This is a genomic window from Pseudoalteromonas sp. UBA6610 (genome assembly GCF_002433295.1).
GTDB lineage: Bacteria > Pseudomonadota > Gammaproteobacteria > Enterobacterales > Alteromonadaceae > Pseudoalteromonas > Pseudoalteromonas atlantica.
Window position 1 is genome coordinate 99,404 of record NZ_DJHW01000001.1, and the last position, 24,934, is coordinate 124,337.

Genomic DNA, 24,934 nt, shown 5'->3' on the forward strand with positions numbered 1-24,934 from the left:
TATATATCATAATCACAGTTAATTAAAGTTTAGATTTATTAAATATAAAAGAGCGAATTAATCGCTCTTATAAATTAGCTTTTGTCACGAGGTATAAACTCTAACACAGTAGCATTAATACAGTATCTATCTGTGCCTCTTGGCCCCTCACCTTTAAATAAATGCCCTAAATGTATACCGGTGCTTTTTGATTTAAGCTCAATTCGAGTCATCCCCCAGCTGGTATCTTTATGCTTAGTAACACTATTTTTAACCGGATGTTTAAACGACAGCCACCCCGTGCCCGAATTAAATCTATCGCGGGTATCAAATAATGGCTCACCACTTAATTTATCAACAAATACGCCATCGGGAGTGTTTTTAAATTCTTTATACTCTTTACAGTAAGGTCTGTCGGTGCGCTCATTAAATGCGACTTCGTAGGCATCACTATCGCCTAGTTTAAAGGCGCCAAGTGCTTTGTAAAATTCAGCGGGGCTTGCATAGCCTTGACGCGCGTACACCTCTTTTCCATTTTCTAAAAACAAAATGGTGGGGGTTGCCCAAGTTGCCGATTTTATAGTTAGGCCTTTAAGCTCATCAGCATGGCGAAATGTCAGTGGGATTGAACCTTTGTAATTGTTAGCGACTGTTTTTTTAAATTTTTCACAGTAAGGGCAGTATTCGCGCGAATCAAGTACCACAATCTGCTTGCCCGTGAGTAAAACGTTATTGTCTACATCTGCTTTTTTAGTTTTATTAAATACCACACCCGTGGCGTGATCTGGGCAATAGCCATTTGGGTTCTTTTGTAAATAATTTTGATGATACTCCTCAGCAGATACAAACCCCTCAAGCGGTTTTATTACTGTTTTAATTGCCCCATAACCGGCTGCACTTAATAACGGCTGATACTCGGCTTTAACTTGCTCTGCATGCTGCGCTTGCTCTTTAGTGGTAGTAAGAATAATTGATCGATACTGCGTACCAATATCATTACCTTGGCGATTCGATTGTGTAGGATCATGGCTTTCAAAGTAATTTTGTAATAGCGCTTTAGAAGAAATGATATTGCTGTTGTACATCACTTGCACTACTTCAGCGTAGTTGTTTTCGTCAAACCGGCGAGATTGGTCGGTGATATTTTTATAGCTTGCTTTAAAGCCGTGCCCATCTGCATACCCCGACTCTGCATCAATAACCCCTTCTAGTACTTCGTAGCGCTTTTCGGCTCCCCAAAAACAACCAGAACCTAACACAATGGTTTTTATATGCATTGTGGCCTCTACGTTGCTATGCTCTATTTTTTCGGTTGATAAAGCAAAACAGTCGGCGCTAAATGTAATAGCGGCGCCTAATAAATAAACTGAGCGAGAAAATGTCATAAATACCTCTTAATACCTGCGTGTTTTAATTAAGACCCAACATCCCTTGTTTTAATTTCAGTAAATAAATACGTGCTAAATTTGAATACAGTTTGAGTCGCATTTCTTTTTCGTTTATTTTTCTTATGGCTAGGTACTGAATAAATTGACAAAACTATGTTAGCTTTGCTGCACGTTGTATAAAAAGATTAAATTATGACTGCATTTTTACAGGTATTTACTTTAACAAATAACAGTTTGCTATTAGATGCCACACAGCATAAACAAAACAATGTGTTAGACACTCAAAAAAAAATTTGGGCACTCACTAAGCAGCTAAAGCAAAGTAACGAATTTATTGATTTAGTCCCAGGCATGAACTCTTTAACGCTGTATTTAAAATCGGCAAGTAATTTAAAAAAATGGCAAAACGCCTTGCCTGATTTATGGGACAAAGTACAAGCAACAACATTTAAAGGCACTCACCATAAAATTCACACTACCTATGAAGGAGAAGATTTAGATTTTGTTGCCAAACAAACTAATTTAACACCCCAGCAAATTATTCAAATACATAGCCAAGCCACTTACCACGTTTTATTTTTAGGGTTTCAGCCCGGGTTTGCCTACCTGCATGGATTAGATTCACGCTTGCATATCCCACGCAGAGACACTCCGCGTACTAAAGTACCTAAAGGTGCCGTTGCTTTAGGCGCAGAGCAAACTGCTATTTACCCAGCAGAAACACCTGGCGGTTGGCATATCATTGGCCATACAAACACACCCCTTTTTGATAGCACACACTCAGATCCTTGCTTATTTAAACCCGGCGACACGCTATCGTTCGTTTCAATAAACACAGTGCAAGGAGCATAAAGTGATAAAAGTTCTTAAACCTGGTGTACAACTTACAATTCAAGATGGCGGGCGCTGCGGTTATCGTCATTTAGGTGTAAGCCAAGCGGGTTGTTTAGACCCTTACGCACAAATAATTGCCAATAAATTAGTCGGTAACAAAGATAATGAAGCTGTGCTTGAAGTTACGTTAGGCCTTTGCGAGTTACAGTTTGAAACCGATACTGTTATTGCCCTACAAGGTGCTGATTTAAACGCTGCGCTTGATGAAACACCCTTGTACCCTGGCTGGAGTTACCAAGTAAGAGCCAAACAAACTTTAAGCTTTGATACTGGCCGCGCTGGTTTGCGTGCCTATGTAGCCGTACAAGGTGGCATTGATGTTAAAGATATCATGGGCTCAAAATCCACCGATTTAAACGCGCTCTTTGGTGGTTTAGCAGGTAAAGCACTTAGCGAGGGCGACATTATTCCTATTAAAACATCGCCCGTGCCAATAACGCGCTTTATACAGCGCGGCGCTATTACCCCACCTAAACTAAAGGTGATTAGGGTATATGCAAGCCCACATGCGCATCTATTAGGTGATACGCTACTTAAACAATTTTTTTCAACGGCGTTTAAAGTAAGCCATAACAGCAACAGAATGGGCCTTAGGCTAACAAACGAAAGTCCCCTAACTCATAGTCACTCACTTGCCTCTCTTGGTACAGGCCCAGGCTCTATTCAATTACCGCCCAGTGGTGAGCCTATTGTATTACTTAACGACGCACAAACAACCGGTGGCTACCCATTACTTGGCACGGTAATAGAGGCTGATTTACATCAATTTGCGCAATTTAGACCCGGTGACTCGATTGAATTTAAGCAAGTAACCCATGAGCAAGCTAGATTAGCAAAACAAAAGCTTAAAGGTCACTTACATCAGCTAAGCTTGGCGCTTAAATACAGTTAACTCTAAGGTGAGATATAAACCTATTACAAGGAGCTAATAAAAGTACAAGCGGCGCTCTACTTAACTTGCAATAGGTAGGCTTAGATTGGTTAATTAAGCGCATAAAATTAAAACACGCTAACGCAAAAAATTATAATAAGGCAATTTAAGCTCTGCTTTAATTTTCGCACACACTTGGTGCATTTGTGCAGTGTGCTTTTTTGCAAACACTGCACTGAATGCCTTACTAACGCCACTTTACACACCAAAAGTGTTGTAAATATAGCCACACCTGCGCGCAGCGCACTACTTTGGTGCGCGCACTTTTCAGTTGGTGCATAAATTATTCTTAATTAATTGTAAAAGCAGTGTGACTTGAGTAATTATTTCTGATAAAACAAGGTTTCGCAGCACAGCAAAGTTGCCCTGCTGCACACATAATAGGAATGAGGAGTTACTATGTGTTCAATTTTTGGTGTATTAGATATTAAATCTAACGCCACTCAGTTGCGTACCCAAGCAATTGAAATGTCAAAACTACTAAGGCACCGTGGCCCAGATTGGTCTGGTGTGTATTCATCTGAAAAAGCGATTTTAGTGCATGAACGCTTAGCCATTGTTGGTGTATCAAGCGGCGCACAACCATTATATAACCCTGAAAAAACAAATATTCTAGCGGTTAACGGCGAAATTTATAACCACAAAGAGCTGGCAGCAGAGCTAGAGGTTGATTTTGAATTTCAGACTCAATCAGACTGTGAAGTTATATTAGCGTTATACAAACAAAAAGGGCCTGAGTTTTTAGATGACTTAAATGGTATTTTTGCATTTTGTTTATACGATGAAGAAAACGATGCGTACTTAATTGGCCGCGATCACATTGGTATTATTCCGCTTTATACTGGTCACGATGAGCATGGTAATTTTTATGTTGCCTCAGAGCTTAAAGCGCTTTCACCAATTTGTAAGCACATTGAAGAGTTTCCACCAGGGCACTACCTATACAGCAAAAATGGTGAACTAACGCCTTATTATAAGCGCGATTGGGAAACCTTTGATGCAGTTAAAGATAACAGCGCACAAGCGCAAGACGTAAAAGAAGCGCTAGAAAGCGCTGTAAAACGCCAGCTAATGTGTGATGTACCGTATGGCGTATTGCTATCGGGAGGTTTAGACTCGTCGGTTATTTCGGCTATTACGCAACGTTTTGCTGCTAAACGTATTGAAGATAACGATGAAAGCGACGCATGGTGGCCTAAGCTGCATTCATTTTCTGTTGGGCTTGAGGGTTCACCTGATTTAGCCGCTGCGCAAAAAGTAGCGGATATGATTGGCACAGTACATCACCCTATTCACTTTACCATTCAAGAAGGTATTGATGCGCTTCGTGAGGTTATTTACCACATTGAAACGTACGATGTAACCACCATCCGTGCTTCAACGCCAATGTATTTAATGGCGCGCCAAATTAAAGCTATGGGTATTAAAATGGTATTATCGGGCGAAGGCGCTGATGAACTATTTGGTGGCTATTTATACTTCCATAAAGCGCCAAACGCACAAGAATTTCATGAAGAGCTAAACCGTAAAGTGTCAAAGCTGCATATGTTTGACTGTTTACGTGCCAATAAGTCAATGGCTGCATGGGGCGTAGAAGCACGCGTACCGTTTCTTGATAAAGAGTTTGTTGATGTGGCTATGCGTATCAACCCTGAAGCTAAAATGTGTAAAGATGGCAAAATTGAAAAGCACATTTTACGCGAAGGCTTCGATGGCTACCTGCCTGAAGAAGTATTGTGGCGTCAAAAAGAGCAATTCTCAGACGGTGTTGGCTACAGCTGGATAGACACGTTAAAAGAGTTTGTAAACGAGCAAGTAAGCGACCAAGAGCTTGCTAACGCTAAGTTTAAGTACCCTATTAACACGCCAGATTCTAAAGAAGCGTATTACTATCGCTCTATTTTTGAATCACACTTCCCAGGTGATGCATCCGCTAAATGTGTACCACATGGTAAGTCGGTTGCGTGTTCAACCCCTGAAGCACTTGCATGGGATGCATCATTTCAAAATAATGCTGATCCTTCAGGCCGTGCTGCTGGCGTTCACAACGACGCGTATGCAAGCAAAGGCTAAACGCACCCTTTTATCGCAACGTAGGCTACAACAGCCTAGGTTGCGATATATAAAGTACCTTTATTCAGTTCCTGTATTTTCTAGTTCACAGCATAACTTAGCTGGTTCAAGTGCGTTAATTGTTATTTATACGCAAGGGTTAAGTACCCGTGTAATGCAAAAAATTGCATCAAATTCGCAGCACCCTGCTAGCGTTTTTTTAAATGAAAATGAAATTTCTCACCGTGTATGTAACATTCGCTGGTTTAACCAAACATCAGAAATTAAGCGCTGCGGCCATGGCACCCTTGCTGCTGCAAAATGTTTATTAGCACACTTTGGTTTTTGCCCTTCACATTTCATTTCAAACGATAAAGAACGGTTTAAAATCAAGCGAGCTACAGGCCGGGTACAACTTCAACTAGCGGCTATTAATTCTAAAAAGAGTGATGAGGTTAACAGCCTTAGTGATGTGTTTTCGCACTCTATAAAAGCAACTTACTCAACAGCTTATAAAAATGGCTATACCGTTGTACTGTTTAAAAACATGGCTGATTTAAAGCATTTACAGGTTAATTTTACACATTTAGTAAATGTGCATAACAATGCGGTAATTGCATTGCAAATACATAGTATTAATAAAAACCGCGCAAGTGCGTATTTTAGGTATTTTGCGCCGCAATTTGGGGTAAATGAAGATACTGCTACAGGCTCTGCTGTGTCGGTTATTGCGCCACTTATTTTTAGACTACATGGTTTAAATAAAGTAACACTTATGCAGCAGTCACCAAAAGGGGCGCTGCTAAACTATACGTTTAGCAGTAATCAGGTAGTTGTAAGTTAAGCTATTACATTGGCCTTAGTAGGCAAAGTGCAAAGTAGTTTTTCTCGTCTTGCCATGTTTGTTCAAGCGATAAATTAGCCTGAGCAGCAAGGTTTTTAAACGACTCAAGCGTATATTTGTGCGAGTTTTCAGTGTGAATGCTCTCTCCCGCTACAAAGTCTATTTGCTTATCGTTAATAACCACGCTTTGATTACACTTGCTCACTAAATGCATTTCAATGCGGCTGTGCACTTCGTTAAATCGCGATTCGTGTTTAAAATTATCTAAAATAAACGTGCCATTTAATTCGTTATTTATACGCTGGAGCAAGTTTTTATTAAAGGCGGCGGTGATGCCGGCTTTGTCATCGTAAGCATCAAGTAACACTTGTCGCTCTTTTACTAAATCAATACCTATTAATACATAGCCATCAACACCACATAAACGGTGGAAATTATTCATTATTTCAATGGCTTTTACTGGCGCAAAGTTACCCAGTGTAGAGCCTGGAAAATAAACTAAATTTGTTTGGCTGTCTAAGGCGGTGTCTTTTGTTAACTGCTTAACCATTTGGCTATGGGTAAAATCACCTAGCAATGGCGTAATGGCCAGCTCCGGAAATAACGGTGATAAATGCGCTAACGAGTAATTAAGCATCTCTGATGATATTTCAAAAGGAACAAAGGTTTTTACATTGCTCATATGGGCGAGTAAATACGCGACCTTTTTACCCGAGCCACAGCCAGGCTCAATAATTGATAGGTTCTCGGGCAGTCTATTAGCGATAGCTTTTGAGTAATCTTCTAATATGGCAAGTTCAGTGCGGGTAACATAGTACTCTTGCAATGAGGTTATTTGCTCGAATAAAGCCGCCCCTTTATCATCGTAAAAATACTTACACGGCAGCGACTTTTGCTGTTGAGCAAGTCCATGTAATACATCATTTAAAAAATCTAGATCGGTTATTGATTGCTGATTAATTGCTGTTACTTGGCTCATAGTATGTCCTTTGCTAGTCTTATGCCGCTGCACATCCACGCTTGGTGTGGATAAAAAAAGTTACGGTAGGTCTTTCTTAAATGATCTTTTGGGGTAAACACGCATCCGCCACGCAAAACCATTTGGTTATTCATAAATTTACCATTGTATTCCCCTGCGGCTCCGCTAAAAGGTTTAAAGCCTGGGTAAGGTAAATAGGCGCTATTAGTCCACTGCCAACATGTATCGCTTAACTGCGAGATAGCATCTGGGTTTTTACATACACTTGGCGTAAGCAAATCATTTTGCTGTTGCTTAAGTGCTTGCTGCTGCGCTACATACTCCCATTCAAACTCAGTAGGTAGGCGCGCATTAACAAAGTTAGCGTAAGCTACCGATTCAAAATAACTTACATGGCTCACTGGCGCATCTAAATTTAAAGGCTGCAGTCCGTATAGGGTAAATTCAAACCACTGCCCGTCAATATAATGCCAGTATAAAGGGTGACTAAGTTGCTCGGTGTTTATATTAGCCCAGCCATCACTTAACCAAAATGAAGGGTTTTTATACCCGCCCGCCTCTATAAATTGTAAGTACTCTCTATTAGTCACTAATCGATTAGCAAAACTAAATGCATGGATAAGGGCTTGATGTTTAGGTTGTTCGTTATCGTACGAAAAGCCGTTTTTAGCATCAGCCCCTATATTGGTTATGCTTTGGCTAAATTCGGTATATTTTAAGGTGCCTAACGAATCACTCACCTTTATTAAGTCATTTGGAGTTTTGCTGTAGGCAGGAAAGCTTGGATTAACCGAAAAATTATATTTAATATCCATTAGCATGAGCTCTTGATGTTGCTGCTCATGATTCAGCCCAAGTTCTATAATATTACACAGTGTTTGGTTAGTGCCTAATTGAAGCAGCTCGTTTAGCGCATTATCAACATAAGCTCTGTAGCGCAACACCACCTCTAAACTGGGGCGAGATAAACTTCCTCTATTAGCACGCTTAAATTGCTCACCTATGCCGTTATAGTAGGAGTTAAAAAGCACCTTAAATTGTTCATCAAAGAGCGTGTAGTTAGGCAGATACTTAGCAAGTAAAAATGTTTCAAAAAACCACGTAGTATGAGCTAAGTGCCATTTCATTGGGCTTGCATCATCCATTGCTTGTAGTTGGCAATCTTCTGCGCTGAGGTTTTTTATAAGTGTAAGACTATGTTGGCGAATTGACTGAAATTGAGCGTGTATTTTTTCAGTACTGTGCGCTTCATTCGTTTTCGTGTTTAGCATATTAAAGTTAGTCCTTTTCACTCTTTGCGATTAAATAAAGCCTACCCCAGATTTTACCTTTATGCATGTTACATAATGATTAAATCAAACCCTCTACCCATTTAAAACGTAGACTAATGTATTAACGACTAAACGAGTTTGGTGGCGCTGCTTTAATTTTAGTTTAATAACAAACTAATTTTTAACACTCACTGAATTAACAATAGCTTATCTTTTTAGTGATAAATAGCTTTTAGCGCTAAGTAATCAGGCATATATAACCAAATAGTTTTACATTTACGATTTAACTCATACACTATTAAGGGTATGATCAGCGATTAATTTAGTTAGTCCTCAAATAAGTTTTATTGTAAATAATGCAACTTACTTTGTGGCTAATTAACTTAGTGTTATGCCGGAACTCTCTGGCTTGTTAGGACAACATAAGAGGTATTCATGAGCGAAAATCATGACAAGTATAGTATTGATAATACGGACTACACCGTAGGTCAAGATAACGTGCAAAAATGGGGATTTGATATACATAATCCTGTTTTTGGTATTAGTGCCGGTTTGATTGTCATCTTTTTAGTCGCCATTCTCGTTTCGGATGCGCAAACAGCCAAAGCAACGCTTGATGGTATTAAGCTCGATATAATAAATAACTTTGATGCGTTTTTTATGTGGGCAGCAAACTTCTTTGTTATATTTTGTTTGGCATTAATTGTATCGCCCTATGGTAATATTCGTTTAGGCGGAGAAGGAGCTAAACCAACGCACTCGCGTATATCATGGCTTGCCATGTTATTTGCCGCAGGTATGGGTATTGGGTTAATGTTTTGGGGTGTTGCAGAGCCTGTAGCTTACTTTACCGGCTGGTACGAAACCCCACTTAATGTAACCGCAAATACGCCAGAGGCTGCAAAAGTAGCCATGGGTGCAACCATGTTTCACTGGGGTCTTCACCCCTGGGCTATTTATGCCGTTGTAGCGCTCTCACTTGCGTTTTTTACTTATAATAAAGGTCTTCCTTTATCAATCCGTTCAATTTTTTATCCACTATTAGGCGACAGAGCTTGGGGTTGGCCTGGTCATATTATTGATATTCTTGCCGTGCTTGCCACTTTGTTTGGCCTTGCAACCTCGTTAGGTTTAGGCGCGCAGCAGGCTTCTGCAGGTATTAACCATGTATTTGGAACTGATGGCGGCGTAGGCGCACAATTATTGGTTATTATTGGCGTTACCTTACTAGCTATTATCTCAGTAGTACGCGGCATTGATGGCGGCGTAAAGGTCCTTAGTAATATAAACATGCTCATTGCATTTGCCTTACTTCTGTTTGTTGGTTTAGTTGGTTTTGCTGTGGCAATCGGTAACGTACCAAATACGGTTATGGGTTATGTTGAAAATATTATTCCACTGAGCAACCCCCATGGCCGAGAAGACGAAACATGGATGCACGGTTGGACTGTATTTTACTGGGCATGGTGGATTTCGTGGTCACCGTTTGTAGGTATGTTTATTGCGCGTGTTTCTCGTGGTCGTACAATTAGAGAGTTTTTAATCGCTGTATTATTAATTCCTACTGCGGTTACTATTTTATGGATGTCTATTTACGGCGGCATTGCAATAGACCAAGTTGTTCAAGGTGTTGGTAGCTTAGGCGTAAACGGTTTAACCGATGTGCCTATGGCGATGTTCCAAATGCTAGACGAACTGCCTATGTCGAGCGTGCTTTCGTTCCTCGCTGTTGTTTTAGTATTAGTGTTTTTCATTACCTCTTCTGACTCGGGTTCATTAGTTATCGACTCAATTACAGCAGGCGGTAAAGTGGATGCGCCAGTACCACAACGCATCTTTTGGGCTACGGTTGAAGGCTCTATTGCTGCTGCTCTATTATGGATTGGCGGTACAGAGGCGATTCAAGCATTACAAGCGGGTGCTGTTTCGACAGGTCTTCCGTTTACTTTAGTGTTACTACTAATGTGTGTAAGCCTATTATTAGGATTACGTACTGAGCCTCGCGCTGTTAAATAATTAGTCGCTTGCCAGTAAACTAAAAAACGCCGCATAATATGCGGCGTTTTTATTAGCTAAGCTAAACTTTGGTTAATAAGTTTAAACCTGTATTGCATTCGCTAAAATTTAAAAATAGATTTAACTTAGTAATTCAGCCAATGGCGTATCATCGCGGTAATGGTATTGCAGCTGTGCAATTAACAGCTCTGCTGTGGCTAATGCATCAGTTAGCGCATTGTGATTATGATAAGCAGGCAAAGAATATCGACTGCGGCAATCTGTGAGTCTAAGTGAGCCTACCTTTTGATTAAACAAACGCCCTATTAAGCCTTGGCGGGCGCGCAGTGCTCGTTGCTCAATTTCCATGGTATCGACTAATGCAAACTGGATCCCTTCGTTAATTCTCGCAAGTAATGCATTGTTTAAAAAGTGCCGCTCTATCGCTGCATAATGCACCACCACGACTTTACCACTAAGTGCATTAAGTAGCGGCCCTAGTCGAGAGGTTAAATCGGGAGCGTCATCCACTTCTGAATGCGTAATACCATGAATAACAATCGACTCCTCACTTAAGCTTTTACGAGGCTGCACTACCCAATGCTTAGCATGTGTGCAATACACTCTTTGCATTGTAAAAGGGACTAAGCCAATACTGACTATATCGTCCACCTCACTATTTAGACCGGTTGTCTCAAAATCAAGAGCCACAAACGAAATGTCTTTTATAGGCGTGTGCGTATCACCATAAGCGTGCTGATAAAACGCTTTTAAATGCTCATTTTTAGCGTTGTTAGCCAGTGTTTTATAATGAGCCTGCCAGTCAAAATACGATTGCTTAGCCATTCGCTACTTAACACCCGCATTGGCTGAGTAGCTAAACTTTAAGTAGCTTTGTGCTTTTTCGAGTATGGCAAACGCTTCTTTTAAATTGCGTTGCTCAAACGGCGAAAGTAAATGCGGGTCTATGTCGTTATCGGGCTCTTCTTCTTGCTCTATTTGCCATGCTTGATGGCGAATTCGCATCATGGCAATGTATTCTAACGCATCACGTAAATCCTGTGCTTTACCTTCAGGTAACAGTCGCGATTCAATAATATCTTCAAGGCGTTCAAACGAATTTTGCTTACGAGAGCCTATCGCCAGTGCATGCACTCTTATCACATCAGAAAGCGGTGCGGTGCCTCTGCGTTTTAAGTTCATTGAGCGCTTATGCTGGCCGTTATGTTCAAGCACAAAGCCTTTAAAAAAACCAAGTGGCGGTGTGCGGTTTCGGGCATTGGCAGCCATATTTGCTAAAAACACCCGGTTTTGTTTACTTTGCTTAGCAATAAAAATTTTAAGCTCGTCGGCCCATTTTGTTTTACCCCACACCCCATCTAAATCAAAAAATATTGAGCTGTTAAGTAGGGCTTGTGGTTTAGGTAAGGCTATCCACTGTGAGAATTGATCAAACCATTGCGAGCGTGTTTTACGCCATTTTTTGAACGAGGCCATAATTTCGCCGCTGCAATAGGTATAACCACATTGCGCTAAGCCATCACACACAAAATCAGAAATATTTTGAAAGTACTCGTTGTGTTTTTCATCATCGTAATTGTCATCCAAAATAAGCGCGTTATCTTGATCTGTTACAATAAGTTGTTCATCTCGCGCCATAGAGCCTAACGCTATAAAACAGTAAGGTACTGGCGGCGGGCCATATTTTTCTTCAGCCAGTACTAATAAGCGCTGTTTAAAAGTACGCCCTATTACCGCCATTGCCGTACCAATCATATGTGAATTAGCATCTTCGTTTACCATACGTACAAATACATTGGGCAGCTGGCGCGCGTAATGTGCTAAATCTTCAATGGTTTGCTGCGCTAAAATACCGCGTACCAAAAGTAAACTACTTTGCGACTCGTACCTTAAAATATCGGATAGCGAAATAACACCAATGGGTCGGCGCTTTTGTACCACAGGTAAGTGGTGCAAGTTGTCGCGCAGCATGGCAAGGACGGCTTCAAATACATAGGCATTTGAATCAAGCAGTACAAGATTAGTAGACATAATTTTATCTGCGGTAACATCAAGCCCAAGGCCTTCGGCTACCACTTTTGTGCGTATATCGCGGTCGGTAATAATGCCTACAATTTGCCCATCGTCTTCTTCTGGGTCGTCGCTTATTGGTTTGTCTAAATCGGTAACTAACACAGAAGATACCGCTTCTTCTGTCATTACTTTAGCCACATCCTGTATGGTGGTTTGCGTACTTAGCGTTACCACATCGCGATGAATGAGCGACTTAACTTTGGCGGTTGTTAAATCGTTGCTGTCGGCCTGCTCAACTAACGCTTGGCGAAGGCGTACATTGCCATCGGCTTCAAAATAATCAGCAAAGCCGTCAAACTCGTCACAAAAACGGTTAAACAGCGTAAAGTTAATACAATACACTAGGGTGTCTTCGAGTGCCTTTGCAGGAAAGCGCACTTTACGATTCATCAACAAGCCCATTTGGCCAAAAATACCGCCCACATCTAAGCGGTTATAAAGCTCGTTATTACGACGATAAATTTCTACAGAGCCACTGCGAATTATAAATAAATCAGCGATGTCTTGGCCTAACGTTAAAATATCAGTTTGCGAGCGGTAGTAAGCTACCTCAACTTGTTGCGCAAGCTCGTTTAAAGCGTTTGTCGGTAAGTCATCAAATGGCGGGTGCTGCGCTAAAAACTGCGCAATTTCAACTTGTTCGGCTTGCATTGGGGATTCCTTGTGGCCACACAAAAAGGCATGTATATGCTTAAGTGGCTATCTTAACAAACAAGTAGTGCCAATCAAGTCATAACCATGCCCAGTACACTTTTAATTTAAAAACGTTGCTGGGCATGGCTTTAAGGTTAGTCTATTTTTTCAAGCTCTTGTGCGAGCTGCTTAGATTCATCCCCCCTTGGCGTGGTAAAGCGTGCTAAACCTAAGTAAATTACCGGAGTAAGATAAAGCGTAAACAACACCGCAAGTGCTAAGCCGCCAAACACCACCCAGCCAATTGCATTTCGGGCCTCAGCCCCTGCGCCTGTAGAGAGAATTAACGGCAATGCACCAAGTAGAGTAGATATAAGGGTCATCGTAATTGGGCGTAAACGTACCAGCGCAGCTTGCTCGACGGCTTTTCTGACCGTTAAACCTTGATCGCGTAATTGGTCTGCAAATTCAACAAGCAAAATTGCGTTTTTAGCGATTAAGCCTATCAGCATCACTAAACCAATTTGAGAGTAAATATTTAACGACGTGCCGGTTAAATAAAGCGCTAATATGGCCGAGGTAATACCAAAGGGAACGGTTATCATAACCACAATGGCACTATTTACATTTTCAAATTGAGCAGCCAATACTAAAAATACAATTAAAAAAGCAAGTACATAAGTTACAAGTACTTCGCTGGATGTTTCTTCATACGTTAGCGCTTCGCCTTTAAACGCAAGTGCAATACCTGGCTCTAACGATTGCTCAGACACCGTTTTTATTTGCTCTACTAAAGCAGCAATGGTTAACGATTCTGGCAACTCCATACTGAGCTCTATTGAGCGGCGCTGGGCATGACGTTCAAGCTCTGCAGCCACCCCCTCTTCAGAAATATAGGCCACACTACTTAATGGTACTAAACTGCCATTACCCGCTCTGATGTATAAATTAGCCAAATCACTTGGACTGTTTATGGTTTGGTTTTGCGCTTGGAGCATAATTGGCACAGACTGATCGCCAATGTTTAAATCTTCTACATCGTCGCCATTTATTGCTGCGCGCAAGGTAATGGCAATGTCGTCTAGCGATACACCGAGCTCTTGTGCACGGCGTCTGTCTATATTTACTCTAAGTTGTGGTTGCGATGGCTGATAAGAAATACGCACAGGTGCCACCTCAGGAACGGCTTTTTCTAATGCCGCAGAAAACTGCTGAGCCGCTTTAAATATTTGCAAATAATCTTGCCCAAGCAGCGCGATTTCAACGCCTCCCCCTTGACCACGTAGATTTAAACTATTAGCCCCACCTGGGTAAGCCGGTGCTCCTGGAATATCGCCAAGTGGCTGGCGTATCTTATTAATAATTTCTTGTTGGCTAAAATGGCGCTCATCCCAATGCTTTAATGGCACAGTAATAAACACAATATTAGGGTCCCATTGGCCTACCACAGTATAAATTGACTCAATTTCGCCGCTATCGACAAACGGAAGTAAAATATCTTCCATTTTTATCGCTTGCCTATCCATAAAGTTTAGTCCTACACCATCTGGGCCACGTGCAAATATACGAATTTTTCCTCGGTCTTCTGTTGGCAAAAGCTCGCTGTCTAAACTGGCGTACAACGCACCTGAGCCTGCTGCAACCAATAAACAGAGCGCAAACGTAAGCCATGCATGGTTAAGCACTTTATGAATTGTTTTTGTATAAATACCACCCAACCAATGGCCTAGTTTAGCAAATGGGTGAAAACCGCCCTGCTTTAACTTTAATTTGGAGGTAAGAGCAGGCACTAATGAAAGTGCCACAAAGCTTGATATAATTACCGCACCGGCAAGTACTCCACCAAACTCTCTAAATAAGCGACCGGCAGTAGAGGGTAAAAACGCAATAGGTATAAATACAGCGGCAAGTACAGCAGTAGTTGCTACAACAGCAAAAAAAACCTCGCGCGTGCCTATTACAGCAGCTGCCCGACGCCCTAAACCTAGCCCCCGCTGGCGCTGAATATTTTCACTTACTACTATGGCATCATCAACAATTAAGCCTGTGGCTAATACTAGCGCCAACAAGGTTAAAATATTTATTGAAAAACCCAGTGCCCATATAAGTGCTAAAGACCCTATTAAGGCAACAGGAATAGCAAAAGCAGGCACTAAAGTGGCGCGCCAAGAGCCAATAAATACCCACAAAGTGACAACCACTAACAATACTGTAAGCAATAAAGAGTAAATTACTTCATCTACTGAGCTTCTTATAAATTGTGCGTCATCGGAGGTAAGTGTAAATTCCATTTCTGGAAAGCGCGTTTGCATGCTTGTAATGAGCTTGAGCACTTCATCTGATATTTCAATTGTATTTGATTGTGCTTGTCGAATAATTTCCATACCAATAACGGGCTTACCGTTTAGCCTTACCATAGAGCGCGGATCGGCAGGGCCAAAATACACAGCTGCAATATCACTAATTCGGGTATCGCCTTGTATTATAATATCGCCAACTTGTTCTGGAGTAATAGAGGTTGCATCGGCACGTACAATAATTTGCTGATCGTTTGACTTTAAACTCCCTGCTGGAACATCAAACGGTGCTTGGCTAAGCACTTGTGCTACATCGGGCACTGTTAAATTAAAGCTACTTAGTTTTAGCGGGTCAATTCGTACTCTTAATACGCGTTCTCTATCACCGTTTAAGCGTACATCTGCGACACCCGGAATAGTTAAAAATTGCGGCGCTAAGTCAACATTTACGCGCTCGGTAAGTGCTTCAAGCGATAAATTTTCACTTGAAACAGTCAGAGATACAACTGCCTCAGCGTCGTTGTCGGCTTTAATAATAGAAACACGTTCTACTTCCTCTGGAAGGTCTCGCTCTACACGTGCAATAGACTCTCGCGTTTCATTCGCGGCGTCATCTAAATTTATGCCTGGTCTAAATTCGACCACAATACGTGCATTTCCCTCTTCACTTTGAGCGCGTATTGATTTAACGCCACTTACACGCGCTACTGCGCCTTCTAATTTGCTGGTTACTTCGGTATCAACGGTCTCAGGCGAGCCACCAGGAAATGGCGCCGAAACCGTAATACGTGGTCTATCTACATCAGGAAGCTCTCTTACTTCAACACCCGCAATAGCGGCAATACCTGCAATAATAATTAATAAGTTAAGCACCACAATAAGTACTGGGCGGCGAATCGCCATTGAGGGTAAGTCTTGCATCATAGGTTGCTGTTTCATACCTACTCCTGCGTATCTTGCGCGGGTAAATTAAAGCTTAGCTCTTGGCCTGCACGTAAGCGTTGTACCCCTTCAATTACTAAAATATCGCCTTTATTTAACGGCTCAGAAACCAATAATCGCCCCGCCAAGCGCTGCTCTATTTTTACATCAACACGTGTGGCTTTTTTATCAACGCTGGTCCATACATACGGGCCTGTTGCCCCCCACAGTAATGCAGCCTCAGGAACTGCAGCAAAATGCTCGCCTAACACTTCAATATGTACTCTAAAGCTCATACCAGGTAAAAATTGTTGTTTTTCATTATTTAGCTTGGCTTTAACACGTAAAGTACGAGTTTGTGGGTCTACGCGTGAGTCTAAATAGGCAATATCAGCGTTAATGGCAGTGTCTGATTGCCAAGGAAACACCGTTAAGCTGCTTTTATTACGCAGCATACTGATAGCCGACTCCGGTGCGTTAAAATTTATGTACAAGCTTGTTGTGTCATCTATTGTGGCGATGGGCGTTTGCTCGGTTATTCTATCGCCTACCTCAACATCTGTTAAACCCATAATGCCATTTATCGGCGCGATTACTTTTCTGTCTTCAAGCTCAGTTTGAGCCTGTATGAGGGTGACTTTGGCAAGCTCTACAACGGTTTTAGCATCATCAACATCGCTTTTAGGCACTGCGCCTTTGGCCTGACTTTGTTCTAATCGTTTTAGTATTCGCTGGGTGTCGGCAAGTTTAATTTTAGCCTCATCAAGCGCTGCTTTTTGCCTACGGGAATCAAGTTCGAGTAAAGTATCGCCTTTTTTTACTTTATCACCTGGCTTAAAAAAAACGCCTGTTACTCTATCGCCTACTGCAGGGTACATTACAACCGAATGTATTGCCTCTGTATTTCCTACCGCTTGCACTTGTTGTTTAGCACTTTCGAGGGCAATTTTTTGTACAACAACGTTCGCGCTCATTGCAGGAAGGCTGAAAAACAGCAGCGAACTAAGCACACCGATTAAAAAGTTTTGCGATTTCAAAGTAACACCTTAATTAATTATTATTTCCATTACCTCACGAAGTCTAACAGCTGATTGATCAATAGGTAGGATAGAACGATAAATTAGCAAAACTATAAGATGAAATTAAATTGGTAATACCAATTAATTTTTAAAAAAGGCGCTTAAAGACTAAGCATTTATACAAATACAGGCAGGATTAAACTAAAAAGTGGCTATATAAATAAAAAAGCCCAGTATAAACTGGGCTATGTAGATAATAGGTAGTTAAAGATTATTTACCACGCTGGGCTTCTTTTTGTGCTTTTTTAGCTTCTTTACGTTGTTGTAAAACCGCTTGCGCTTCATTACCAATGTGCCCTTCACCACGTGCTTGTGCTAATTCTATTTGCTTTTGGCGCTCAGCAAAACGAGCACGTTGCTCATCGGTTACATTATCAATACAGTGATGACACGAAACACCTTCCATGTATTCTGGCTTTTGCTTTTCTTCTTCTGTAATCGGCATACGACACGCATGACATTGATCGTAAGAGCCTTTTTGTAAATCATGATTTACTGCTACACGATTATCAAAAACAAAACACTCGCCTTCCCACATTGTTTCTTCTTTTGGTACTTCTTCTAGGTATTTTAAAATACCGCCTTCAAGGTGGTAAACCTCATCAAACCCTTGCTCTTTCATGTAAGCCGTTGATTTTTCGCAGCGAATACCACCGGTACAAAACATGGCTACTTTTTTGTGTTTTTCTGGGTCTAAATTCTCTTTAGCCCACTGAGGGAACTCTCGGAAAGTTTTGGTGTTAGGATCGACTGCATTTTGAAAAGTGCCAATTTCAATTTCGTAATCGTTACGTGTATCAATCAAAATCACTTCAGGGTCTGATATTAATGCATTCCACTCTTTAGGCTTAACATAGCTTCCCACTACTTTTAGTGGGTCAACCCCTTCAACGCCCATAGTAACAATTTCGTTTTTTAGCTTTACTTTAGTGCGGTAAAACGGGCATTCATCATCGTATGATTCTTTAGTCACTATGTCTTTTAGGTTTTCTTGTGTGTCTAACCACGCAAGTAAGTTATCTATTCCTTCGCGTTTAGCCGATACAGTACCGTTAATACCTTCAGCCGCAAGCAATAAAGTACCGCGTACTTCGTTTGCTTCCATCACTTCTAAAAGGGGTTTACGTAGCGCTTCAAAATTTGGCAAACCTACAAATTTGTACATTGCACACACTACAAAGTGCTCGTTTGTTACATCATCTTTATGAACAGCAGTCATTTTACTTCCTATTTTGCTTTGATAGCCTTAAGTGGCGTTTACCGAATCGTAAATCCGGCGCATATGGGGCGCGTATTTTACGCTTTTTATAATTAATTGCAAAAAATAGCGCGTTAGAATGGTTTTTACTGTCGGCATAACCCTTGTGTAAGCTATAATGCGGCCATTAATTTAAGTTGCACATTGGAGAACACGACTTTGCACTTTACTGATCTTGGGATTGATACTCGCCTTGAAACACAATTAGCACATCAAGGGATCACCCAGCCCACAGATATTCAAGCACATGCAGTGCCTACCGCACTTGCAGGGCATGACATTTTTGCTCAGTCTAAAACTGGGTCGGGCAAAACATTAGCGTTTTTATTACCTGCTGTTCAGCGAGTTATGAAACAAAAAGCGCTCAGTAAACGCGATCCACGTGTCCTCATCGTTGCACCAACCCGTGAGCTTGCAACGCAAGTATTTACGCAATTGCGTTTATTAATTGCGGGCACAAACATTAAAGCTGTAAAAATACTCGGTGGCGAGAACTTTAACGATCAAATTAAAGCCCTTCGTAACGACCCGCACTTTGTTGTGGCAACCCCAGGGCGTTTGGCCGATCACATCACAAAACGCTCATTACAATTAAGCGGGTTAGAGCTATTAATTTTTGATGAAGCCGACCGTATTTTAGACTTAGGTTTTACTGAACAGCTGAAAATGATTAACGAGCAAGCTAATCACCGCTTGCGCCAAACATTGTTGTTTTCAGCGACACTAGATCACACTCAAGTAGATGCCCTATCGCGTAATTTATTAAAAAAGCCAAAACAAATTACACTGAGCGCCGCTAACGAGCAACACAGTGATATTAAACAAACACTCTATTTAGCCGATCACCTTGATCATAAAGAAGCGTTACTTGAGCATTTTTTAAAACAAGATGATGTTGGCCAATGTATTATATTTACAGCAACCCGTGCCGATACCAGCCGTTTAAGTGAAGCATTAAATGCAAAAGGTTTTAAATCAGTTGCTTTAGCTGGCGATTTAACACAGAGCAAACGCCTTGAGATCATGGACTCGTTTAGCCGCGAAAACTTTAAAATTTTGATCACCACTGATGTCGCTTCGCGAGGATTGGACTTATTAAGTGTAACGCACGTAATCAATTTTGATTTACCAAAACACGCTGAAGAGTATGTACACCGTATAGGTCGTACAGGCCGAGCCGGATTTAAAGGTAATGCATTATCGCTAGTAGGCCCTAAAGACTGGGCAAGCTACTTAGCAATTAAGTCGTTTTTGAACGACGAGCTGCTTTTTGCAAGCGTGGATGGCCTTAAAGCTAAATTTAAAGGTATAAAAGAGAAAAAGCCTGCAACAGCCGCTGTAAAAACTAAAAAAGTTGCACAGGTGAAAAAGCCGCAAGTTAAACGCAAGACAAAACCTAAAAAACCAGCTGCACCTATAAAAGCCCCGATGAACATTGATGGCAATTCACCAATGCGCCGTAAAAAAAAGCCTGAGCAGGAATAATTATGAGTTACCTAGGAACAACACAAACCTTATTTGTAAAAGAAGTAAGCAATGAAGGTGCTTACCTTGATGGCCACGATTTAGGGGAAGTGTTTTTACCAAAACACGAAATTAAAGATGAACTTGAAGCTGGCGATAGCATAAGCGTTTTTATCTTTTTAGATAACGCCAATTTACCTACAGCAACAGTAAAAAAACCCCATGCCCAAGTTGGTGAATACGCACTGCTTCGTGTTAAAGAAATAAATAGCATTGGCGCTTTTTTAGATTGGGGACTAGAGAAAGATGTTTTAGCTCCATTTAACGAGCAAAAACCACGTATGCAAGAAGGTCATTCTTATTTAGTTCGCTTATATTTAGATAATGCGAGCCAACGTATTTGTGCATCAAGCAACTTTAATCGCTTTTTATCAAAAGATGAACCTGAGTACACACATCTTCAAGAAGTTGATTTAATTGTTGCTGGTAAAACAGATATTGGCTACAAAGTGCTTATTGAAGAGTCTCACTTTGGGGTTGTGTTTTACAACATGGTATTTAAAAACTTATTTGTAGGGCAAAAGCTTAAAGGGTTTGTTCAAAAAGTACGAGAAGACGGAAAAATCGACGTTATACTTGAAAAGCCAGGCATGGGTAAAGTAAGTGAACTTGGCGATAAAATAATGGAAAAGCTTAAAAACGAAGGCGGCATACTAGCCATTGGTGATAAATCTGATCCTGAGCTTATCAAAAAAGTATTTTCAACCAGTAAAGCTAACTACAAAAAAGCCATTGGTGGTTTATTTAAGCAAGGCTTGATAGACATAGAAGCCAAATCTATCCGCTTAAAATAGTTGTACACTTTTTATAAGCGCTAACATTATGTTGGCGCTTATAGTTAAATTTTTTCTAAATAGTTTAATTAAATGATTATTCAAAGGGCATATAACGTTTTGATGAATAAAAAACGTTATTTAGCTATTATCACTAACGGCACTTATATTGCCCTATTCTCTGCCCTCACCTTCGCGTAAATAAAATTTTTTAAACAAAGCTAACACGAGGTTTACCCCTGAAAAATAATTAGGGAATTACTAATAGGCATTAGCCCATAATACGCTTATACGGCAACGTACATTCTGTATATTGCTTTGAATAATCAAGTATCTCAGCTTTGGTTTCTAAGCTTAGTGGCGCCAACCTAAATACTTTATTTTCACATTCACTTTGTTTGTCGTCGTGATTTGAAATGCAATCTGACGTAGTTACGTTTTGGCGCGTTAAGCGCTCTTCATTTTTATAGCATAAGTGGTGTGCGTAGCCATGCATGGTTTGCTTAAATTCAAATAAATCGACAGGGTAATTTGCGACTAAGTCAGTAATCGTCGCTACTCCATCATAAGCTTTACTAGAAAAAACATATTTATTTACTGAAAAACCTGCAACAACAATTAAAATAGATCCAAAAATTAACTTCAAAATAAACCCCTTACTGCATTCTTAGTACTAATGTAGCATAAAAATGTATTCATAAAAGGGGTTTAGCACTAAATAATTGCTTTTTGTTAACTTAAACTAGTGATTTATTAACATCAGTTAAAGTTTGTACCGGATCTGACGATTTTGTGATCGGTCTACCAATCACTAAGTAATCGCTACCCGCTTCAATAGCTTGCTTAGGTGTCATAATGCGTTTTTGGTCACCCACATCACTACCAGCAGGGCGAATGCCTGGAGTAACTAGCTTAAACTCGCTACCTAATTGTGCTTTTAGCGCTTTCGCTTCTTGGGCAGAACATACTACGCCATCAAGCCCTGCTTCTTTTGTTAATTTAGCTAAATGAATAACTTGTTCTTGCGCTGATTTTTCAACACCCAAACGCTTTAGTTCAGCTTCGTCCATGCTGGTTAGCACTGTCACTGCTATTAATAAAGGTGCTTTATCACCAAACTTTTCAAGTGCCTGCTTTGCCTTATTCATCATTTCAAAACCACCTGATGCATGAACGTTTACCATCCAAACGCCCATATTAGCCGCTGCGGTGACCGCTTTTGCCACTGTATTAGGGATATCGTGAAATTTTAAATCTAAAAATACGTCAAAGCCTAAATCGATTAACTGTTTAACGAATGCAGGGCCAAAATAAGTAAACATTTCTTTACCTACTTTTAAACGACACGTATCTGGTGAGAGTTTTTTTACAAAATTAAGAGCCGCGTCTTGTGAATCGTAATCTAGGGCAATAAGAACTTTTTTTGTATCTTCTAAAGACATAACTATCCTAATGAATGGCAGTAAAGTTATAAATAGTTGGGGGTTATTAAAATCCGTCTAGGCCTCTACTTGGCACAATGGTTTCCCAATGTTTACAAGATGGGCAGTTCCAATAAATAGTGTGGCTTGTAAAACCACAATGTTGGCATTGAAAGTCTGGTTTTGTAGCTATATACGACGTAACTAGCTTATCAATTTCATCAAGTACTTCTTTGGTATTTGGATTTTTATCACCCATTAGCTGTAGTAAAAAGCTAAAACCTCGAATTGTAGGCTGACGCTTTAAGCTGTCGGTTAAAAACTCAAATGCCTGTTTAGTATTTCCCTGCTCTAACAGTGCTTGGCAATGTTTTATTTTTATTAGCACCCCACCTTTATCGAGCAAGTCACATAATAAATCATGAAACTGATGTGTTAAATTTAACTGCTTATAACTATGTGCAAGCTGGTCAATAAACAAAGGTGCAAATAACGTAAATTGGCAAACGAGTTCACGCCAATAGTAAATTGCTTTTACGTAGTCTTCACTTGTGTAAGCCGATAACCCTAATTCGTATAAAGGGCGAACCGCTTTGTAATTTAAGCTAATGGCTTTGTTCATTAATTGCGGTTTATTTTCGCTTAAGGCAGCTTCGCTGTAAAAATTAGCAATTGCTTTAAAATGCTGCTCTTTAACGAATAACTCACTATGGGCTTCGAACATATTAATGCCCTTTTCCCACTCTCGGGTTTGCGAGTATAAAGTAATAATTGGGTCAAGTGCTTGTTCATGCCCAGCTTTAACAAGCCACACTAAATGCTCTTCTGCACCGTCTAATAAGCCGGCCATAATATAATCTTCAGCTAATTCTAAACGGCTAGCGGCAGCTTGTTGTTCATTTAAGCTTGGGTGTTTTAAAAGGAGTTCATGAATTTTTATTGCGCGGTCAAGCTCGCCTCTTCGGCGAAACATGGTAGCAAGGGTTGAATAATGGTCAACAGAGTCAGCAGCCACTTCTAATAGGTTTATTAGATGCTCTAAGCCCTGATCTTCTTCTCTGTCTAGTAAAAACTTTAAGCCTTTACTGTATTCTGAAGTGATTTGGCGATTGAGTTGATGAGCTTGGTTTTTTGCACTATTTTTGCCCATAATCCAGCCATAACCGGCAGCAACAGGCAGTAGTAAAAACAAAAGCTCAATCATGATTAGGTGTCTTTATTAGCAATAAGCTTACTATTATTTTTTTCTGGCGCTAATTGTTTTTTTAAGCGGTAATTTTGCCACTTTAATTTAGAAAACAATTTAAAGCTAATAAAACACCCTATTATCACACCCAGTATAAAGCAGATACTTATTATTACAGCGAGTGGCAAGGTATTACTGGCAATAATATAATTGATTTGTACTAATTGTGGATTTTGAGAACCCAATAAAAATGCGCAAAATAGGCATAGTACAACCAGAATAATTTTTAATACCTTAAACAAGTAACTACTCCAACTGGTTAACTAGGCAATACTCTCGTTTACGCGGTCGCGTAATTCTTTGCCTGGTTTAAAATGAGGTACATGCTTACCATCAAGCTCTACTGTATCGCCAGTCTTAGGATTACGACCTGTGCGAGGAGCGCGGTAATGCAAAGAGAAACTACCAAAACCTCTGATCTCAATACGATCGGAAGTAGATAATGAGCCGGCCATTTGTTCAAGAATTTCTTTTACTGCATTTTCAACATCTTTCACTGGAACGTGTGCGTGCTGTTCGGCAAGTGTTTCTATCAGTTCTGACTTAGTCATAGCGTTTCCTTAAAGAGAATAGTGGAAGGGCAAAACTGCCCTTCCAATTAAAAACTAATTAGAAATTAGTCTTTTTGTGCATTTGCGAAAGCAGCTGCCATTGCGTTTTCAAACACTGGCTCTTCTTTCTTAAGCTTCTCTAGTACTTCTTTCTCTTCTGCTTCGAAAAGAGCTTTAACAGATAAGCTTAAAGTGCGGTTCTTACGATCAACGCCAACGTATTTAGCTTCGATTTCGTCGCCTACAGAAGCAACAGTCGTTGCATCTTCAACGCGCTCTTGAGCGATATCAGCTACACGGATGTAACCTTCAACGCCTTCGATAAGCTCTACAGTTGCGCCTTTCGCATCAACTTCAGTCACTTTACCTTTAACAATAGCACCTTTTTTGTTTGCATCAAGGTAGTTATTGAACGGGTCAGCTTCGATTTGCTTAACACCTAGAGAGATACGTTCACGCTCTGGGTCAACTTGCAATACGATAGCAGTGATTTCGTCGCCTTTCTTGAATTCACGTACAGCTTCTTCGCCAGGCGTGTTCCAAGAAATGTCTGAAAGGTGTACAAGACCATCAATACCACCGTCAAGACCGATAAAGATACCGAAGTCAGTGATTGATTTGATCTTACCAGTAACTTGGTCGCCTTTGTTTTGTAGACGAGCAAATTCCTGCCAAGGATTAGCAATACATTGCTTAAGACCAAGAGAAATACGACGACGTTCTTCGTCGATTTCAAGAACCATAACTTCAACAGTGTCACCTAGTGAAACAACTTTTGAAGGGTGGATGTTCTTGTTAGTCCAA

At 40.6% G+C, this 24,934-nt stretch carries 21 protein-coding genes; 7 read left to right on the forward strand and 14 right to left on the reverse strand.

Going from position 1 to position 24,934, the window contains the following annotated elements:
- Positions 1-74: 74 nt before the first annotated feature.
- The gene (gene msrA / locus B4F91_RS00465) at positions 75-1,364 is read right to left on the reverse strand and encodes a peptide-methionine (S)-S-oxide reductase MsrA (RefSeq protein WP_286938292.1); all 1,290 of its coding nucleotides are present in this window, start codon (positions 1,362-1,364) and stop codon (positions 75-77) included.
- Between the two features lie 195 nt (positions 1,365-1,559).
- On the opposite strand from msrA, the gene pxpB reads away from it, so the two are divergent.
- The 4 genes from pxpB to B4F91_RS00485 all read left to right on the forward strand — a co-directional run bounded on the left by pxpB (position 1,560) and on the right by B4F91_RS00485 (position 6,088).
- Positions 1,560-2,219, forward strand: coding sequence for a 5-oxoprolinase subunit PxpB (gene pxpB, locus B4F91_RS00470; RefSeq protein ID WP_286938293.1), 660 nt, complete (start codon positions 1,560-1,562; stop codon positions 2,217-2,219).
- 1 nt (position 2,220) lies between these two features.
- Positions 2,221-3,153, forward strand: coding sequence for a biotin-dependent carboxyltransferase family protein (locus B4F91_RS00475; protein ID WP_055253495.1), 933 nt, complete (start codon positions 2,221-2,223; stop codon positions 3,151-3,153).
- A 438-nt stretch (positions 3,154-3,591) separates the two neighbouring features.
- The gene (gene asnB, locus B4F91_RS00480) at positions 3,592-5,265 is read left to right on the forward strand and encodes an asparagine synthase B (RefSeq protein ID WP_024034109.1); all 1,674 of its coding nucleotides are present in this window, start codon (positions 3,592-3,594) and stop codon (positions 5,263-5,265) included.
- Positions 5,249-6,088 (forward strand): PhzF family phenazine biosynthesis protein, encoded by an 840-nt coding sequence (locus tag B4F91_RS00485; RefSeq protein ID WP_286938295.1) that lies wholly within the window; start codon positions 5,249-5,251, stop codon positions 6,086-6,088. Before asnB ends, B4F91_RS00485 begins: the two co-directional genes overlap by 17 nt.
- Positions 6,089-6,092: 4 nt before the next feature.
- On the opposite strand, the gene egtD is transcribed toward B4F91_RS00485, so the two are convergent.
- Positions 6,093-7,067: an L-histidine N(alpha)-methyltransferase gene (gene egtD, locus B4F91_RS00490; RefSeq protein WP_286938296.1), complete on the reverse strand. Its 975-nt coding sequence runs from the start codon at positions 7,065-7,067 to the stop codon at positions 6,093-6,095.
- A complete protein-coding gene (gene egtB / locus B4F91_RS00495) occupies positions 7,064-8,338 on the reverse strand; it encodes an ergothioneine biosynthesis protein EgtB (protein WP_286938298.1) in 1,275 nt (424 codons plus the stop codon). Before egtB ends, egtD begins: the two co-directional genes overlap by 4 nt.
- A gap of 435 nt (positions 8,339-8,773) precedes the next feature.
- Between egtB and B4F91_RS00500 the strand changes: the two genes are divergently transcribed.
- On the forward strand, positions 8,774-10,354 hold the full coding sequence (locus B4F91_RS00500) for a BCCT family transporter (protein WP_138611230.1): 1,581 nt from the start codon (positions 8,774-8,776) through the stop codon (positions 10,352-10,354).
- Positions 10,355-10,474: 120 nt separating this feature from the next.
- Here B4F91_RS00500 and B4F91_RS00505 read toward each other — a convergent pair whose 3' ends face one another.
- From B4F91_RS00505 to B4F91_RS00525, 5 genes are all read right to left on the reverse strand, one after another.
- Positions 10,475-11,179 carry a 3'-5' exonuclease gene (locus B4F91_RS00505; RefSeq protein WP_064385440.1) on the reverse strand — a complete coding sequence of 235 codons (705 nt, stop codon included), beginning with the start codon at positions 11,177-11,179 and terminating at the stop codon, positions 10,475-10,477.
- Between the two features lie 3 nt (positions 11,180-11,182).
- Positions 11,183-13,078 carry a DUF294 nucleotidyltransferase-like domain-containing protein gene (locus B4F91_RS00510; RefSeq protein ID WP_004587882.1) on the reverse strand — a complete coding sequence of 632 codons (1,896 nt, stop codon included), beginning with the start codon at positions 13,076-13,078 and terminating at the stop codon, positions 11,183-11,185.
- A 137-nt stretch (positions 13,079-13,215) separates the two neighbouring features.
- Complete coding sequence (locus tag B4F91_RS00515) at positions 13,216-16,296, reverse strand: efflux RND transporter permease subunit (RefSeq protein WP_286938301.1); 3,081 nt, start codon at positions 16,294-16,296, stop codon at positions 13,216-13,218.
- Between the two features lie 2 nt (positions 16,297-16,298).
- Complete coding sequence (locus tag B4F91_RS00520; protein WP_286938303.1) at positions 16,299-17,315, reverse strand: efflux RND transporter periplasmic adaptor subunit; 1,017 nt, start codon at positions 17,313-17,315, stop codon at positions 16,299-16,301.
- A 253-nt stretch (positions 17,316-17,568) separates the two neighbouring features.
- Entirely contained in the window at positions 17,569-18,576 is a 1,008-nt protein-coding gene (locus tag B4F91_RS00525) for a rhodanese-related sulfurtransferase (RefSeq protein ID WP_024034100.1), read from the reverse strand.
- Between the two features lie 198 nt (positions 18,577-18,774).
- Between B4F91_RS00525 and B4F91_RS00530 the strand changes: the two genes are divergently transcribed.
- Together B4F91_RS00530 and B4F91_RS00535 are read left to right on the forward strand one after the other, a co-directional pair.
- On the forward strand, positions 18,775-20,100 hold the full coding sequence (locus tag B4F91_RS00530) for a DEAD/DEAH box helicase (protein WP_286938305.1): 1,326 nt from the start codon (positions 18,775-18,777) through the stop codon (positions 20,098-20,100).
- A gap of 2 nt (positions 20,101-20,102) precedes the next feature.
- Positions 20,103-20,933, forward strand: coding sequence for a CvfB family protein (locus B4F91_RS00535; protein ID WP_054982457.1), 831 nt, complete (start codon positions 20,103-20,105; stop codon positions 20,931-20,933).
- A gap of 250 nt (positions 20,934-21,183) precedes the next feature.
- On the opposite strand, the gene B4F91_RS00540 is transcribed toward B4F91_RS00535, so the two are convergent.
- The 6 genes from B4F91_RS00540 to B4F91_RS00565 form a co-directional block, all read right to left on the reverse strand.
- Positions 21,184-21,558, reverse strand: a complete 375-nt coding sequence (locus B4F91_RS00540) for a hypothetical protein (RefSeq protein ID WP_004587876.1) — start codon at positions 21,556-21,558, stop codon at positions 21,184-21,186.
- A gap of 91 nt (positions 21,559-21,649) precedes the next feature.
- Positions 21,650-22,354 (reverse strand): orotidine-5'-phosphate decarboxylase, encoded by a 705-nt coding sequence (pyrF, locus tag B4F91_RS00545; protein ID WP_055253475.1) that lies wholly within the window; start codon positions 22,352-22,354, stop codon positions 21,650-21,652.
- A 46-nt stretch (positions 22,355-22,400) separates the two neighbouring features.
- Entirely contained in the window at positions 22,401-23,537 is a 1,137-nt protein-coding gene (lapB, locus tag B4F91_RS00550) for a lipopolysaccharide assembly protein LapB (RefSeq protein WP_004587874.1), read from the reverse strand.
- 2 nt (positions 23,538-23,539) lie between these two features.
- Positions 23,540-23,821: a lipopolysaccharide assembly protein LapA domain-containing protein gene (locus B4F91_RS00555; protein ID WP_004587873.1), complete on the reverse strand. Its 282-nt coding sequence runs from the start codon at positions 23,819-23,821 to the stop codon at positions 23,540-23,542.
- A gap of 21 nt (positions 23,822-23,842) precedes the next feature.
- Positions 23,843-24,130, reverse strand: coding sequence for an integration host factor subunit beta (gene ihfB / locus B4F91_RS00560; protein ID WP_004587872.1), 288 nt, complete (start codon positions 24,128-24,130; stop codon positions 23,843-23,845).
- Between the two features lie 65 nt (positions 24,131-24,195).
- Positions 24,196-24,934: S1 RNA-binding domain-containing protein (locus B4F91_RS00565; RefSeq protein ID WP_288635316.1), on the reverse strand; the 739-nt coding region annotated here is incomplete at its 5' end.

Excerpts from the sequence above, each read along its gene's own strand:
- msrA (WP_286938292.1), bottom strand. The coding sequence starts at position 1,364 with ATGACATTTTCTCGCTCAGTTTATTTATTAGGCGCCGCTATTACATTT.
- pxpB (WP_286938293.1), top strand. The coding sequence starts at position 1,560 with ATGACTGCATTTTTACAGGTATTTACTTTAACAAATAACAGTTTGCTA.
- asnB (WP_024034109.1), top strand. The coding sequence starts at position 3,592 with ATGTGTTCAATTTTTGGTGTATTAGATATTAAATCTAACGCCACTCAG.
- B4F91_RS00485 (WP_286938295.1), top strand. The coding sequence starts at position 5,249 with ATGCAAGCAAAGGCTAAACGCACCCTTTTATCGCAACGTAGGCTACAA.
- egtD (WP_286938296.1), bottom strand. The coding sequence starts at position 7,067 with ATGAGCCAAGTAACAGCAATTAATCAGCAATCAATAACCGATCTAGAT.
- egtB (WP_286938298.1), bottom strand. The coding sequence starts at position 8,338 with ATGCTAAACACGAAAACGAATGAAGCGCACAGTACTGAAAAAATACAC.
- B4F91_RS00500 (WP_138611230.1), top strand. The coding sequence starts at position 8,774 with ATGAGCGAAAATCATGACAAGTATAGTATTGATAATACGGACTACACC.
- B4F91_RS00505 (WP_064385440.1), bottom strand. The coding sequence starts at position 11,179 with ATGGCTAAGCAATCGTATTTTGACTGGCAGGCTCATTATAAAACACTG.
- B4F91_RS00510 (WP_004587882.1), bottom strand. The coding sequence starts at position 13,078 with ATGCAAGCCGAACAAGTTGAAATTGCGCAGTTTTTAGCGCAGCACCCG.
- B4F91_RS00515 (WP_286938301.1), bottom strand. The coding sequence starts at position 16,296 with ATGAAACAGCAACCTATGATGCAAGACTTACCCTCAATGGCGATTCGC.
- B4F91_RS00525 (WP_024034100.1), bottom strand. The coding sequence starts at position 18,576 with ATGACTGCTGTTCATAAAGATGATGTAACAAACGAGCACTTTGTAGTG.
- B4F91_RS00535 (WP_054982457.1), top strand. The coding sequence starts at position 20,103 with ATGAGTTACCTAGGAACAACACAAACCTTATTTGTAAAAGAAGTAAGC.
- pyrF (WP_055253475.1), bottom strand. The coding sequence starts at position 22,354 with ATGTCTTTAGAAGATACAAAAAAAGTTCTTATTGCCCTAGATTACGAT.
- lapB (WP_004587874.1), bottom strand. The coding sequence starts at position 23,537 with ATGATTGAGCTTTTGTTTTTACTACTGCCTGTTGCTGCCGGTTATGGC.
- ihfB (WP_004587872.1), bottom strand. The coding sequence starts at position 24,130 with ATGACTAAGTCAGAACTGATAGAAACACTTGCCGAACAGCACGCACAC.